Annotated in this window: 13 protein-coding genes; 9 read left to right on the top strand and 4 right to left on the bottom strand. The window is 65.9% G+C overall.

Going from position 1 to position 14,140, the window contains the following annotated elements:
• Positions 1 to 66 precede the first annotated feature (66 nt).
• Together J2X57_RS14090 and J2X57_RS14085 are read left to right on the top strand one after the other, a co-directional pair.
• On the top strand, positions 67 to 1,281 hold the full coding sequence (locus tag J2X57_RS14090) for a putative DNA modification/repair radical SAM protein (protein WP_036116172.1): 1,215 nt from the start codon (positions 67 to 69) through the stop codon (positions 1,279 to 1,281).
• Positions 1,282 to 1,283: 2 nt separating this feature from the next.
• Positions 1,284 to 2,702 carry a UdgX family uracil-DNA binding protein gene (locus tag J2X57_RS14085; RefSeq protein WP_309868119.1) on the top strand — a complete coding sequence of 473 codons (1,419 nt, stop codon included), beginning with the start codon at positions 1,284 to 1,286 and terminating at the stop codon, positions 2,700 to 2,702.
• Positions 2,703 to 2,830: 128 nt separating this feature from the next.
• Here the strand turns inward: J2X57_RS14085 and J2X57_RS14080 are convergent, their stop codons facing one another.
• Complete coding sequence (locus J2X57_RS14080) at positions 2,831 to 4,087, bottom strand: 6-phosphofructokinase (protein WP_036116163.1); 1,257 nt, start codon at positions 4,085 to 4,087, stop codon at positions 2,831 to 2,833.
• Between the two features lie 176 nt (positions 4,088 to 4,263).
• Here J2X57_RS14080 and J2X57_RS14075 point away from each other — a divergent pair, with 176 nt between their 5' ends.
• From J2X57_RS14075 to J2X57_RS14050, 6 genes are all read left to right on the top strand, one after another.
• Entirely contained in the window at positions 4,264 to 4,848 is a 585-nt protein-coding gene (locus J2X57_RS14075) for an adenylate kinase (RefSeq protein ID WP_309868116.1), read from the top strand.
• Between the two features lie 5 nt (positions 4,849 to 4,853).
• Positions 4,854 to 6,212, top strand: a complete 1,359-nt coding sequence (gene mpl, locus J2X57_RS14070; protein ID WP_309868114.1) for a UDP-N-acetylmuramate:L-alanyl-gamma-D-glutamyl-meso-diaminopimelate ligase — start codon at positions 4,854 to 4,856, stop codon at positions 6,210 to 6,212.
• Between the two features lie 10 nt (positions 6,213 to 6,222).
• Positions 6,223 to 6,825 carry an LON peptidase substrate-binding domain-containing protein gene (locus J2X57_RS14065; RefSeq protein WP_043692087.1) on the top strand — a complete coding sequence of 201 codons (603 nt, stop codon included), beginning with the start codon at positions 6,223 to 6,225 and terminating at the stop codon, positions 6,823 to 6,825.
• Positions 6,826 to 6,836: 11 nt separating this feature from the next.
• Positions 6,837 to 7,652 (top strand): NAD(P)-dependent oxidoreductase, encoded by an 816-nt coding sequence (locus J2X57_RS14060; RefSeq protein ID WP_309868108.1) that lies wholly within the window; start codon positions 6,837 to 6,839, stop codon positions 7,650 to 7,652.
• Between the two features lie 213 nt (positions 7,653 to 7,865).
• Positions 7,866 to 9,203 (top strand): sigma-54 dependent transcriptional regulator, encoded by a 1,338-nt coding sequence (locus J2X57_RS14055; RefSeq protein ID WP_309868105.1) that lies wholly within the window; start codon positions 7,866 to 7,868, stop codon positions 9,201 to 9,203.
• Between the two features lie 353 nt (positions 9,204 to 9,556).
• The gene (locus J2X57_RS14050) at positions 9,557 to 10,804 is read left to right on the top strand and encodes an acetylornithine/succinylornithine family transaminase (RefSeq protein WP_309868102.1); all 1,248 of its coding nucleotides are present in this window, start codon (positions 9,557 to 9,559) and stop codon (positions 10,802 to 10,804) included.
• Between the two features lie 162 nt (positions 10,805 to 10,966).
• Here the strand turns inward: J2X57_RS14050 and hemL are convergent, their stop codons facing one another.
• Both hemL and thiE read right to left on the bottom strand, forming a co-directional pair.
• On the bottom strand, positions 10,967 to 12,244 hold the full coding sequence (hemL, locus tag J2X57_RS14045; protein ID WP_309868100.1) for a glutamate-1-semialdehyde 2,1-aminomutase: 1,278 nt from the start codon (positions 12,242 to 12,244) through the stop codon (positions 10,967 to 10,969).
• Positions 12,241 to 12,888 (bottom strand): thiamine phosphate synthase, encoded by a 648-nt coding sequence (gene thiE / locus J2X57_RS14040; RefSeq protein WP_309868097.1) that lies wholly within the window; start codon positions 12,886 to 12,888, stop codon positions 12,241 to 12,243. The genes hemL and thiE overlap by 4 nt, the downstream gene beginning before the upstream one ends.
• 95 nt (positions 12,889 to 12,983) lie before the next feature.
• Between thiE and J2X57_RS14035 the strand changes: the two genes are divergently transcribed.
• Complete coding sequence (locus J2X57_RS14035) at positions 12,984 to 13,175, top strand: rubredoxin (protein WP_036116149.1); 192 nt, start codon at positions 12,984 to 12,986, stop codon at positions 13,173 to 13,175.
• Between the two features lie 255 nt (positions 13,176 to 13,430).
• Here J2X57_RS14035 and J2X57_RS14030 read toward each other — a convergent pair whose 3' ends face one another.
• Positions 13,431 to 13,877 carry a DUF192 domain-containing protein gene (locus J2X57_RS14030; protein WP_036116148.1) on the bottom strand — a complete coding sequence of 149 codons (447 nt, stop codon included), beginning with the start codon at positions 13,875 to 13,877 and terminating at the stop codon, positions 13,431 to 13,433.
• Positions 13,878 to 14,140: the final 263 nt, after the last annotated feature.

The raw sequence follows: 14,140 nt of genomic DNA, 5'->3' as shown, positions 1-14,140 counted from the left end.
GGGGTAATCGCTCGATCGGCCGCCTTCACGCAGGCCCGGCCCGGTTTTGGCACCATCACTTCCCCCATGAAGCTTTCCGACAAACTCGCCATCCTCGCCGACGCCGCGAAGTACGACGCGTCCTGCTCATCCAGCGGTGGCAAAGGCCGCAACTCGCTGAAAAGCGGGGGCATCGGCTCGACCGAAGGTATGGGCATCTGTCATGCGTACGCGCCGGACGGCCGCTGTATATCGCTGCTGAAGATCCTGCTGACCAATTTCTGCGTCTACGACTGCGTGTACTGCGTCAACCGGCGCAGCAGCAATGTGCCGCGAGCGCGCTTCACGGCCGAGGAAGTGGTCAATCTCACCCTCGAGTTCTACCGGCGCAATTACATCGAGGGCCTGTTTCTCTCGTCAGGCATCATCCAGTCGCCCGACTACACGATGGAGCAGCTGGTGCGCGTGGCACGTACGCTGCGCACCGAGCACAAGTTCGGCGGCTACATCCACCTCAAGACCATTCCCGACGCGTCGCCTGAACTCATCGACGCCGCCGGTCGCTGGGCGGATCGCCTGAGCATCAATGTCGAGATGCCGACCGAAGGCGGCTTGAAGTCGCTGGCGCCGGAGAAACACCTGGGTGACATCCGCAGCGCGATGGGTCGCTTGCGTCTGTCCATCGACGAAGCCAAGGCGGAGAAGAAGGCGCCTCGCTTCGCGCCTGCCGGTCAGAGCACGCAGATGATCGTCGGTGCCGACGATGCCAGCGACCGCGACGTGCTCTCGGCCAGCACCAACCTGTATACGAATTACCGGCTACGTCGCGTCTACTATTCGGCCTTCAGCCCGATCCCCGACGCGTCGAAGATCCTGCCGCTGAAGCCACCGCCGCTGGTACGCGAGCACCGCCTCTACCAGGCGGACTGGCTGATGCGCTTCTACGGCTTCGGCGCCGACGAAATCGCGCCGCCGGGCGACGACGGCATGCTGTCGCTCGACGTCGATCCGAAGCTGGCCTGGGCGCTGCGCCATCGGGATCAGTTCCCCGTGGATGTGAACCGCGCGCCACGCGAGACCTTGTTGCGCGTGCCTGGCCTTGGCGTCAAGACGGTCGACAAGATGATCGCGATGCGAGGGCACCGGCGTATCCGCTATGACGATCTCATTCGCCTGCGTGTGCCGGTGAAGAAAGTGGCACCCTTCGTCGAGACGGTCGATCACCGTCCGCGCGGGGATCACGAGAGCGTGGCGCTTCGCCGTGACCTGCGCGAGCCCTCGCAGCCGGATCTTTTCGGCTGATCATGCGCGTCGTTACGCTGGACGACCCGTCGGACTTCGACGAGTGGCGCGCCAAGGCGCGGGCGCTGTTGCTGGCCGACATCGAACCGTCCGAAGTGGACTGGGAAGGCGGCGGCGCCGGCGGATTGTTCGCCGGCGACGACGCGATTCCTCCGCCTGTGCGCACCAGCGTTCCCGCCGTCCCCCGCGACTTTCTGAATGTCGCCAGCGCCGTGCTGGCGCATACCGACAGGCGTCGCCACGCCACGCTCTATCGCATGCTGTGGCGGCTGGCGCACGGTGAGAAAGCCTTGCTGCGCATCGCTACCGATGACGATGTCGCCTGGGCTCACACCTGCGTGAAGCAGGTCAGCCGCGACATGCACAAGATGAAGGCGTTCGTGCGCTTTCGTGAAGTCCGGCATGGGGAGGACACGGTCTACGTCGCCTGGTTCGAGCCGTCGTTCGACATCGTCAAACGCGTCGCGCCATTCTTCGTGCGTCGCTTCACTGGCATGCACTGGTCCCTGCTGACGCCGTCACGCACGGCACACTGGAATGGCGAGACGCTGTCGTTCGGGCCGGGTGCGAGCAGGGCGGATGCACCCACCGACGATGCGCTCGAAGATCTCTGGCGCACGTATTACGCCAGCATCTTCAATCCGGCCCGGTTGAAAGTCGATGCGATGCGGCGCGAGATGCCGGTGAAGTACTGGAAGAACCTGCCGGAAGCGAAGCTCATTCCAGGCCTGGTACGCGACGCGTTACCGAGGATGCAGGCGATGGTCGACAAGCAGCCGACGATTCCGAAGAAGAAAATCACGCCGCTGCAGAAAGCGGTCGCGGCGGCGCCCGAAGGCAGTATCACGGCGTTGCGCGCGCAGGCGCGCGAATGCCGTGCCTGCGACCTGTGGAAGCCCGCGACGCAGACGGTGTTCGGCGAAGGCCCGGTGCACGCGAAGGTGGTCGTGATCGGCGAGCAGCCGGGCGATCAGGAAGATCTGGCCGGAAAGCCATTCGTCGGGCCGGCGGGCAAGCTGTTCGATCGCGCGCTGGAAGAGGCGGGGATCGAGCGAGACCTGCTCTATGTCACCAACACGGTGAAGCACTTCAAGTTCGAGCCACGCGGAAAGGTGCGGCTGCACAAGCGCGCCAACGCGGAGGAGCAGGCCGCCTGCCGGCCCTGGCTCGCCGCCGAGATCGATCGTGTGCAGCCCGAGGCCCTGGTCTGCCTTGGCGCCATGGCGGCGCAGGCGGTTTTCGGTTCGTCGTTCCGGCTGATGGCGCAACGTGGCGAGTGGATCGACCTGCCCGATGGACGGAAGGCGATGGCCACGGTGCACCCTTCGTATCTGCTGCGCTTGCCGGATGCCGAGGCGAGAGAGGCGGGGTATGCGGAGTTCGTGCGGGATCTGGGGTTGATGCGGGGGGTGTTGGGCTGAGGTCGGAGCATCGCACGCAGGCGCGCTCCTACACGTGCACGGTGACCATGTAGGAGCGCGCCCCGCGCGCGACCCACACCGCGACGACCGCTGGCGCGCCCCGCTCGCCGCCGGCCCGACGCGACACGTCACCCAGGCTTGAACTTCCTCAGCTTCTTCGGCACCGAAGCATTCTTCAGCGTCACATACACCGGCAGCCCATCGTCGCCGTAGGGCGGGGGCACCTCCCCCACGATCAGCGGCGCCAGATACCGTCGCGCCGCCGCGGTGATCCCGAAGCCATCCTTCGACATGAAGTTCTTCGGCATCTTCTTCTCGTGGTTGGCGATCTTGTCCAGCGGCGCCGCTTCGATCTTCCACTTATACGGCTCATCGGACACGCGCACGATCACCGGCATGATCGCGTTGAGCCCCTCGGCGGCGTACTCCACCGCCTTCTTGCCCACCGCGTACGCCTGATCGACGTCCGTCTTGGATGCGACATGCCGTGCCGAGCGCTGCAGGTAGTCGGGCAACGCCCAGTGATACTTGTAGCCCAGCTTCTCGCGAACGAGAGCCGCCAGCACCGGTGCCGCACCGCCGAGCTGCGCATGGCCGAACGCATCGCGCGCGCCGGACTCGGCCAGGAACGTGCCCTCCTTGTTCTTCACCCCCTCGGATACCACGACGGTGCAGTAGCCGACCTTCTCGACCGTGGCCTGCACCCTGGCCAGGAAGGCCTCGGGGTCGAACACGTTCTCCGGGAACAGGATGACGTGCGGTGCATCGTTGGGTCCCGAGCCCGCAAGGCCGGCGGCCGCGGCGATCCAGCCCGCATGGCGGCCCATCACCTCGATGATGAACACCTTGGTCGAGGTGTCGGCCATGGAGGCGACGTCCAGGCTCGCTTCGCGGACGGCGATGGCGGTGTACTTGGCCACGGAGCCGAAGCCCGGGCAGGTGTCGGTCACCACCAGGTCGTTGTCGATGGTTTTCGGCACGCCGATGCAGTTGACCTCGTAGCCGAGTGCCTGGCCGATCCTGGAGACCTTGTTGGCCGTGTCCGCCGAGTCGTTGCCGCCGTTGTAAAGGAAGGTACGGATGTCGTGCGCCTTGAACACCTCGATCAGGCGCTCGTATTCGGCGCGGTTCTCTTCGAGCGACTTGAGCTTGTAGCGGCAGGAGCCGAAGGCGCCCCCCGGCGTGTGCTTCAGCGCGGCGATGTTCGCCTTGGCTTCCCTGGTCGTGTCGATCAGCTCCTCGCGCAGTGCGCCGAGGATCCCGTTGCGCGCGGCGTAGACGGGGATGCCCTTGTCCCGGGCGGTCTCGATGACGCCGGCGGCGGTGGCGTTGATGACGGCGGAGACACCGCCCGACTGGGCGTAGAGGATTTTGCCGGCGGCCATGCTTCGGGTCCTTCTGCGGGAGCGGAGCCGGCAGGGTAACGCGACGCGCGTCAAACCGCCCTACACCTGCGACATGTCGCCTGTTTGACGGCGTGGCGCCCCGCCCGTTACCTTGAGACCCATTTTCTTGTGTCCGGCGGCGGGGTTACCCCGCATGTCCGACGAACGGAGCATCAATGCGACTCGTGCTATTCGGCGCCCCCGGCTCCGGCAAAGGTACTCAGGCCACCCGCCTCAAGGAGCGCCTCGGCGTGCCGCACATCTCCACCGGCGATCTTCTGCGCGGTGAGATCAAGGCAGGCACCGAGCTCGGCCTCAAGGCCAAGGGCCTGATGGACGCCGGTCAGCTGCTGCCCGACGACATCATGCTCGGCATCATCGAGCACCGTCTGGGCGAGCCGGACGCCGGGCCGGGCTTCATCCTCGACGGCTACCCGCGCAACCTGGCCCAGGCCGACGCGCTGGACACCGTGCTGGCCCGTATCGGCCAGCCGCTGGACGTGGTGGTCAAGCTCGACGTGCCCGACGCGGCCATCATCGGCCGCTGCGAGGTCCGTTTCGAGAAGGAAGGCCGTCCCGACGACAACCCGGATACCGTCAAGAAGCGTCTTGGCATCTATGCCGACCAGACCGCTCCGGTAGCCGACTTCTACAAGCAGCGCGGCAAGCTGCAGGTCGTCGACGGCGTCGGCGAACTCGACGAGGTCACCCAGCGCGTGCTGGATGTGCTGCCCGGTGGCGTCAAGGCCGCCAGCGCCTGACCCCCGTGCGCGTCCATATCCTCGGTATCTGCGGCACCTTCATGGGAGGAGTCGCCGCGCTGGCGCGTGAGCTCGGCCTGACGGTCGAGGGCTCGGACGCCAACGTCTACCCGCCCATGAGCACCCAGCTCGAGCAGCTCGGCATCGGTCTGATGCAGGGTTACAGGGCGGAGCACCTGCAGCCCGCGCCCGATCTGGTGGTGGTCGGCAACGCGATGACGCGCGGCAACCCGGCCGTCGAGTACATGCTCGACGCGGGCCTGCGCTATATCTCCGGCCCGCAATGGCTGGGCGAGACGCTGCTGGGCGGACGCGAGGTGCTGGCTGTCGCCGGCACCCACGGCAAGACCACGACCACCAGCTTGCTGGCGCATCTGCTCGAAGCCGCGGGGCAGTCGCCCGGGTTCCTGATCGGCGGTGTCCCGGGTAATTTCGACGTGTCCGCGCGGCGTGGCAACGGTAAGCCCTTCGTCATCGAAGCCGACGAATACGACTCGGCGTTCTTCGACAAGCGCTCCAAGTTCGTTCATTACCGCCCGCGCATCGCCATTCTCAACAACCTCGAATACGACCACGCGGATATCTTCCCGGACGTCGCCGCCATCCAGCGCCAGTTCCACCATCTCGTGCGGACGGTGCCCGGCAATGGCCGGCTGATCGTCAACGCCGAGGATCCGTATCTGGCCGAGGTGCTGGCGATGGGTGCGTGGACGCCGGTCGAAACCTTCGGCATCGACGCGGGCGACTGGCGTGCCGAGCTGATTGCCGCCGACGGTTCGCACTTCCGCGTGCGCCGTGGTGACACCGCGCTCGGCGAGATTCGCTGGGGTTCGCTCGGGCGTCACAACGTGATGAACGCGCTGGCCGCGCTGGCGGCGGCGACCGCCGCCGGTGCCGATCCCGTGGCGTTGCTGCCGGCCTTCGCCGATTTCGCCAGTGCCCGGCGGCGGATGGAGCTGATCGGCCAGGCAAAGGGCGTCACCGTTTACGACGACTTCGCCCATCACCCGACCGCCATCGCCACGACGCTGGCCGGCCTTCGCGCCAAAGTCGGTAAGGGTCGCATCGTCGTGGCACTCGAGCCGCGCTCCAATTCGATGCGTCTGGGCGCGCATGCCGATGCGCTGGCGCCCTCGCTCGCCGATGCGGATCGTGTGGTGTTTCTGCATCGTCCCGAGCTGGACTGGGACGCGGGCAAGGTGACCGGCGCACTCGGTGGCCGCGGAACCACCGCCTCCACCGTCGATGCCCTGATCGACGCGCTGGTCGCCGAAGCGGCGGACGGCGACCAGGTCGTCTTCATGTCCAACGGTGGCTTCGAAGGCGCGCCCCGGCGCTTCTTCAACGTGCTGGACGCAGGTTAGACTCAGGGGCATGGCTGCCACCACGCCCGCACTCGATCTGCCGTTGTTTCCCCTGTCGAACGTCCTCTTCCCGGGCGGTCACCTGCAGCTGCGCATCTTCGAACCGCGCTACATCGACCTCGTGCGCGAATGCTCGCGGACCGGTCGCGCGTTCGGCGTCTGCATGATCCTCGAGGGCCGTGAGGCGGGACAGCCCGCGGTGCCCGCCGCCGTCGGCACGCTGGCCACCATCACCGACTTTCATACCAGTGAGGACGGCCTGCTCGGCATCGTCGCCCAGGGCGGTCAGCGCTTTCGCGTCACCCGCACGCGCGTGCGTTCGGACGGCCAGGTGCGCGGTGACATCGCGCCGTGGGTCGACGAACCGAAGATGGAACTGCCGGCGGAATTCGGCTTGCTCGCGACGATCCTGGAGCGCCTCGCCGATCAGATGATGCCGCCGTGGCGTCATGACATGGCCGAGCGCGCCGACGATGCGAGCTGGGTCGGTTTTCGTCTTTCCGAACTGCTGCCGCTGGATCCGAACGAGTGCCAGCACATGCTCGAGCTCGACGACCCGCTGCAACGCCTGGCCGAATTGCGTGACATCCTCCCGCGCTTCCAGCGCGCCTAAGGGGTACCACCATGACATCGCTGAAGGGCAAGACGCTGTTCATCACCGGCGCGTCGCGCGGTATCGGCCTGGCGATCGCGAAGCGCGCGGCCCGTGACGGCGCCAACATCGTCATCGCGGCCAAGAGCAGCGTGGCCAATCCGAAGCTGCCGGGAACCATCCACAGCGCAGCCGCCGAGATCGAAGCGGAAGGTGGCGTGGCGCTGCCGCTGAAAGTCGACATCCGTGAGGAATCCGAGGTGCGCATGGCGGCGGCTACGGCGGCCGAGCGCTTCGGCGGCATCGATATCGTGGTGAACAACGCCAGCGCGATCTGGCTCAAGGGTGTCGAAGACACGCCGATGAAACGCTTCGACCTGATGCACGAGGTGAACACCCGCGGCACGTTTCTGGTGACGCAGGCCTGCCTGCCGTACCTGAAAGAAGCCGCGAATCCGCACGTGCTGATGCTGTCGCCTCCGCCGAGCATCGACCCGACGTGGTACGCGCCGCATGTGGCCTACACGATCGCCAAGTTCGGCATGAGCCTTTGTGTCCTGGGTATGGCGCCCGAGTTCGCGCCGATGGGTATCGCCGTCAACGCTTTGTGGCCCCGGACGGTGATCGCCACGGCGGCCATCGCCATGATCGAGGGCGTCCGCCCGCAGAACTGCCGCACGCCCGCGATCGTGGCCGATGCGGCGCATGCCATCCTGACGCGGCCTTCCCGTGATTACACCGGGCACTTCGTCATCGATGAAGACATCCTGCGGGAGCAGGGTGTCACCGACTTCGACCGCTACGCCGTGGTGCCCGGCGAACCGCTGCTGCCCGATTTGTTTCTGTAGCTACCGCGACAGCTATGCCGCGGCCTCCCGGGAGCTAGCCCGTTTGGCGTATGGCCGCTTCCGGCAGGCAGCGGTACCGTCTCTCCCTGTCGCCGCCGGCTGACAACCGAGTGGCGATGTGGGGCTTGTCGGCCAGCAGGGGGTGCCGGCGGCGGGTCCGGTCATGAATCCGCGAGAGCCGGCAGCAGGCCACGTATCGTGTGAGGAGCAGGCATGTCGCGCGGGGAAATGACGGGTCGTTGTGTCGTCTGGGTGGGCAGGCCGAGCGTCGAGGAACACTTCGGTCTGATCCGGGCGGGATGGCGTACGTTGGTAGCCGATCCCGGTCGTGTGGGCGGCGACCTGCCCGAGTGCGGTGAGATGGCGGTCGCCGTGGTCGACCTGCGTTCGGCGGCTCCTGAAGCCCTGAAACTCCTGGGCGAACTGCGGCGGTCGCATCCCGGCATGCCTTGGATCGGGCTCACCGGTCCACACACGCCCTCCAGCGACCCTGCCGTCCGGCTCGCCTTGCCCTGCGCGCTCGAACTCATCGACGGCGCGTCGTCGTTCGCCGCCCTGCGCCAGGCGCTGCTCAGGGTGCCGCACGAGGGTGGTCTCGAGCCGCCCGACGAGCGCCCCACCGTGATGACCGGCGACAGCCCGGCCATTCGCGCACTGTCACAGAACATTCGAAAATTCGCGCCGGTCGAACTCCCGCTCCTCATTACGGGCGAGACAGGCACCGGCAAGGAGATGGCCGCCCGCGCCCTGCATCAACTCTCCGGCCGTCACGGAAAGCCGTTCGCCGCGATCAATTGCGGTGCGCTGCCGGCCAACCTGGTCCAGTCGGAATTGTTCGGGCACGAGCGCGGTGCCTTCACCGGCGCGACGGCACGGCGTATCGGCCATTTCGAGGCGGCGGACGGCGGCACCGTCTTTCTCGATGAGATCGGCGACCTTCCGTTGGATGCCCAGACCAATCTGCTGCGTGTGCTTCAGGAAGGAACGATCGATCGCGTCGGCAGCTGTCAGTCCGTGCATGTCGACGTCCGCGTGCTGGCCGCCACTCATGTGGACCTGGAAAGGGCCGTCGCCCAGGGCCGTTTCCGCGAGGACCTGTTCTACCGGCTCAACGTGCTCCGGCTGCGAATGCCGCCTCTGCGGGAGCGCGCCGGCGATATCGAGCTGCTGGCCCAGCATTTTCTCGACGCTTTCCGCGAAACCTATGGCACGCGCGCACGGGCCTTCAGCACCGCCGCGCGCAAGGCGATGAACGGCTTCCCGTGGCCGGGCAACGTCCGTGAGCTGATGAACCGCGTGCAGCGCGCCGCCGTCATTGCCGACGACGCCCTCATTACGCCCGAGGATCTCGAGCTGACGCCGGATGCGCCCGGCGGCGACCGGGACAGCCTTGGCAGCGCCCGAACCTCGGCCGAGCGCGAGGCGATCGTCGATTGTCTGCGCGCCAGTGCGTTCAACATCAGCGAATGCGCGCGCCGTCTGCGCGTCTCCCGCGTCACCGTCTATCGCCTGTGCAAGAAGCACCAGCTGGCGCTCGACCAGCTGCGTTGATCCGTCAGCGGAGTGAAGAAAACTCCCGGTCCTCTGGGGGACCGGGAGTTCCCATTCGTCGCTCGGCTTGGCAGGGTCGTCGGGCGAACGAACATCGCGGGCTTCACAGGGCCTTGTCCCACAGGCAGCAAACGCCGTGCCACGTGGCAGGTGCTTTGATTCGCAAGGAGTTTCCCGTCGGTCTGCGGCGCGTGGCCGTTCAGCCGCTGAAGCGGCGTGTCACAGAGTCGTTGCACGCGCGGTACAGCCGATCATACGATGCGGGTTCGATGTCGGACCGCAGAGCGTACCGTGCGATTCCATCCGTTTCTGTAAGGGTTCCGGCGCTGCGGCCGGGCCCGGGAGTTCGTTCCATGTCCTCGCATCCTGTCGATTCCTCCGATCTCATCGGCCTCGGCAAGCGCTACTGGCTGTCCGTTTATCGTCCCCGCGACGTCGTCCTTGACCACGGCAAGGGCTCCCGCGTCTGGGATACCGAAGGCCGCGACTACCTCGATTTCGGTGCGGGCATCGCGGTCAACGCGCTGGGTCACCAGGACCCCGATCTGGTCGCCGCGCTGAACACGCAGGCCGGCAAGCTCTGGCACGCAAGCAATGTCTTCTGGACCGAGCCGCCGCTGCGCCTGGCCGAAGAACTGATCGGGCACGCCCCGTTCGCCGAGCGGGTATTTCTCTGCAACTCCGGTACGGAGGCCAACGAGGCCGCCATCAAGCTGGTGCGCAAGTGGGCTACTTCGAAGGGCCGCCCGCCGGAAGAGCGCGTCATCATCACCTTCAAGGGCTCGTTTCACGGGCGCACGCTCGCGTCGGTGACGGCTACGGCGCAGCCGAAATACCAGGAAGGTTACGAGCCGTTGCCCGGTGGCTTCCGCTATGTGGCATTCAACGACGTGCCCGCACTGGAAGAAGCGTTTGCGCAGGGCGGCGTGTCGGCGGTGATGCTGGAGCCGATTCAGGGTGAGGGCGGTGTCATGCCGGCCGAACCTGGTTTTCTCAAGGTCGTACGCGAGCTCTGCGACAAGCACGACGCCTTGCTGGTGCTGGATGAAATCCAGTCCGGCATGGGTCGCACGGGCACGCTGTTCGCCCACGCGCACGACCATGTCACGCCCGACATCGTCACGCTGGCCAAGGCGCTGGGCGCGGGCTTCCCGATCGGTGCGATGCTGGTCGGCCCCAAGGTCGCCGACATCATGCAGTTCGGTGCGCATGGCACCACGTTTGGTGGCAATCCGATGGCCGCCGCGGTGGCCCGCGTCGCGCTGAAGAAGATCTCGTCGCCCGCCGTGTTGCTCAACGTCGAACGCCAGGGCAACGACATCCGCGCCGGGCTCAACAAGCTCAACCACGACCTGCACCTCTTCTCGGAAGTCCGTGGACGTGGCCTGATGATCGGTGCGGTGCTCAGTGATGCCTATAAGGGCCGGGCGGGTGAAATCCTCGACCTTGCCGCCGCGCATGGTTTGCTGATTCTGCAGGCCGGCCCGGATGTGCTGCGCATCGTTCCGCCGTTGACCATCACCGACGAAGAAACCGCGGAAGGCCTCGAACGCCTCGGCGCGGCACTGCACGCCTTCACCAAGGAAGCGCAAGTCGCCTGAGCGATCCTGTCGATCCGGCCGGCCTCGCCGCCCGGATCGACGATGCTCTTCTCCGGCAGGAGCCAGCCTGCTGGCGAACCCTCACCCCGGCAAAAAAACGAGTGAAGCCGTGCCGCGCATCCAACGCCAGGCACGGCCTCCACATGCGTTACTCCGCAGATATCACAGCGAAGCAAACACCTCACCGGCCACCGCCACCGTGCCCGCGATGACATCATCGTCGTGCGCGCTGGAAACAAACCCGGCCTCAAACGCCGACGGTGCCAGGTAAACCCCGCGCTCCAGCATGCCGTGGAAGAAGCGATTGAACGCATCCACGTCGGCCTTGGTCGCCTGCGCATAGCTCTCGACGGTTTCGTCCGTAAAGAACAAGCCGAACATCCCACCCACGCGATTGACGCTGAAAGGCACACCGGCGCGCTTCGCCGCACCAAGGATGCCGTCGGTCAGCTTCACCGTGCGCGCCGCCAGGTCGTCATGGAAGCCCGGCGCCTGGATCAACTCCAGCATCGCCAGACCCGCCGCCATCGCCACCGGATTTCCCGACAAGGTGCCCGCCTGATAGATCGGACCGGCCGGAGCGATCTGCTCCATCAGGTCGCGGCGGCCGCCATAGGCACCGACCGGCATGCCGCCACCGATGATCTTGCCGAAGCAGGTCAGGTCCGGCGTGATGCCGTAGTGCGCCTGCGCGCCGCCGAGAGCCACGCGAAAGCCGGTCATGACTTCGTCGAAAATCAGCAGCACGCCATGCTCGGTGCACAGGTCGCGCAAGGCCTGGAGGTAGCCTTCCTTCGGCGGAATGCAGTTCATGTTGCCGGCGACCGGCTCGATGATCAGGGCGGCGATTTCCTTGCCTTCCTGTGTGAAGAGCAGGCGGGCGGCATCGATGTCGTTATAGGGGAGGGTGAGCGTCAGGTCGGCCGACGCCTTGGGCACGCCCGGCGAGGTCGGCACGCCGAAGGTCAGCGCGCCCGAACCGGCCTTCACCAGAAAGCTGTCGCCGTGGCCGTGGTAGCAGCCTTCGAACTTGACGATCTTCGAGCGGCCGGTCGCACCACGCGCCAGGCGGATCGCCGACATCGTGGCTTCCGTACCCGAGTTGACCATGCGCACCATGTCGATGGACGGCACCAGATCGACGATGGTCTCGGCCATCGTGACCTCGGCGGGGCAGGGCGTGCCGAACGACAGTCCGTTCCTGACGGCGCGTTCGACGGCCTCGCGCACAGCCGGATGATTATGGCCCACGACCATGGGGCCCCAGGAGCCGACGTAATCGATGTAGCGCTTGCCCTCGACGTCCCAGAGGAAGGGACCGTCAGCCCGGGCGGTGAAGAACGGCTCGCCGCCGACCGACCGGAAGGCGCGCACGGGCGAATTGACCCCTCCGGGCAGCAGCTTTCGGGCGCGGGCGAAGAGTTCCTGGTTGCTGGTCATTGAATGATTCCGGGGCGTGAGTCGAAAAGATCGGCGAAGCGGCGCGTCGCGGCCTGGATATCGGGCGCGGCGAAAACGGCGGAGACCACGGCAAGGTAGTCGGCACCCGCTTCGATAAGGACCCGTCCATTGTCGGGGGTGATCCCGCCAATCGCCACGACCGGCAGGCCCAGGAGGGCGACCTGCGTCAAAACGTCGTGCGGGGCGACCGGGGCATGGGGCTTGGTGGTCGACGGGTACATGGCGCCGAAAGCCAGGTAGTCCGCCCCCTCTCCCGCCAGTTGCTTCGCCCGCTCGAGGGATCCATAGCAGGAGACACCGATGATGGCGTCCGGGCCCAGTTCCGCGCGGGCTTCGGCGATCGACACATCCTCGCGGCCCAGATGCACCCCGCCGCCCGTGGCCAGGGCGAGCGGGACGTCGTTATTCACGATAAAGGGCGCGTCGTGGAGGGCGCACAGGCGGGAGATCTCGTCGGCCTCTCTGCGTCGGCGGTCCGCGTCGGTGGACTTGTCGCGGTACTGAAGCATGCGGGCGCCACCGGCCAGCGCGGCCTCGACGGCGGCGAAAAGATCGTCGCGAGGGCCGTCGGTAATCACGTAAACGCCCTTGCCATGCGGGCGGTGTCGGAGGAGGGTGCTCATACAGGTCCTTCGGAATGTGACGGTGGCGCGCTACCGTCGCCGCGCCGGGGGTGACAGAATGGGGGACTTTCCCGTTTGACGACAGTACGCAAGCCATGAGCCAGAGCACTGAAACCACCCTTCGCAAATGGATGTGCGTCGTTTGCGGCTTCATCTACGACGAAGCCCTGGGCCTGCCGGATGAAGGCATCGAACCGGGTACGCGCTGGGAGGATATCCCGGATACCTGGACCTGCCCCGACTGCGGCGTGACCAAGGACGACTTCGAGATGGTCGAGCTGGACTGACAGATGCCGCCGTCCCCGACGGATAGCGTCCGGCGATGGGGCTGACATCGTTTCGCCCCATTCCGCCTGCGATAACGCAGGAAATCCTGCTTCCATAGCTCCACGGCCGCGCAACGCGTGCCTATACGTGGAGGAAGCACTCATGCAGCGATTCATACCTTTCGAAGATCAGTGGGACGAGCTGGCCGCTCTGGATCCGTCCCGGCTGTTGCCGTACCGGGTCGACGTGCCCTGCGAGCGCGGGTTGTCGTCCGATCAGCGCACCGTGCCGGGATCGCCCTCGATGGTCAGTGTCTCGCCCAGCTTCAGCCCAAGCTTGCCCGCGGTGCCCGCCTTGAGCTCGAGCACGTATCGCGCGTACTGACCGCCACTGGGGTAGATCGCGCAGGGATCGGCCTTGCAGGGCTGCGCGTTGAGCTGCATGGAGACCAGCTGGCGATCCTTGTTGAAGTAGAGGATGTCCAGCGGGATGAGGGTGTTCTTCATCCAGAACGCGCGTGGTTCGTCATCGACGAAGACGAAGAGCATGCTGTGGTCGGCCGCGAGTTCGGTGCGATTCATCAGCCCGAGCTCGCGCGACGCATCGTCGGTGGCGAATTCGGTGGAGAACGTCTTGCCATGGAGCGTGACCGAAGGGGCGGTCGCGGCGGAAGCGCCGTGAGTAACGAAAAGCAGTGCGATAAGAGCAGCGCGACGTAACATCGAAAGACACCTTATTAGTATGAGCAGATGGATTAAGTCTAGCGTGTGACTTTTTTTCAGAAAGATGTCGAAAACCCCTTCACAGATCGTCGATACGACCCTATACTTCTCTTCTGGTCGCGAACAAAGCAGCCCACGCGACAGTTCCTAAGTTCTTCTGCTTCACCAACAACCTCGAAAAAAAGTTTCACGAGGGTGTTGACGGAAACGAAAAACGATATAGAATGGGCGGCTCACTAGGACGAAACGTCCTGACGCAGAAA

It is taken from the genome of Luteibacter sp. 1214, from assembly GCF_031455395.1.
GTDB lineage: Bacteria > Pseudomonadota > Gammaproteobacteria > Xanthomonadales > Rhodanobacteraceae > Luteibacter > Luteibacter mycovicinus.
This window is presented reverse-complemented; position numbering and strand designations above follow the sequence as displayed.